A 325-nucleotide genomic window follows, 5' to 3' on the forward strand; every position below is an offset into this window, starting at 1 on the left:
TTCAGTGCCCTGCTGAGTCACTGATTCGGTGAATTCCCTGCCGTTTTCCCGGTAGATGTGATTTTGCACCGATTCGAAACGCATATTACCGCCGGAGGAGAGGGTGACATCACCATCAGAAGTCAATTGAGCGCCTGCGGTGGTGATAGCTCCATTTGCCGCCATCGTCAGTTTTTTATCACCGCGGATTTGAGCAATAATATGTCGGTCATCCTTGTTGTTATCATTAGCCTGGTTAATGACAGAATAAGCCAGGGACGGTAATGTGATATTTCTTCCGGCGGATAATAATGTATTACCGTTAGCCTGTATCTGAACGGCTTTC

General features: G+C 47.1%; 1 protein-coding gene. It reads right to left on the reverse strand.

The features are described 5' to 3' along the window. Positions 1–325, reverse strand: a 325-nt coding sequence (locus tag ABR397_RS23635; RefSeq protein ID WP_350307824.1) for a hemagglutinin repeat-containing protein, incomplete at both ends; no start/stop codon positions are given.

The sequence above is a fragment of the Photorhabdus viridis genome (assembly GCF_040256935.1).
Taxonomy (GTDB): Bacteria; Pseudomonadota; Gammaproteobacteria; order Enterobacterales; family Enterobacteriaceae; genus Photorhabdus; species Photorhabdus viridis.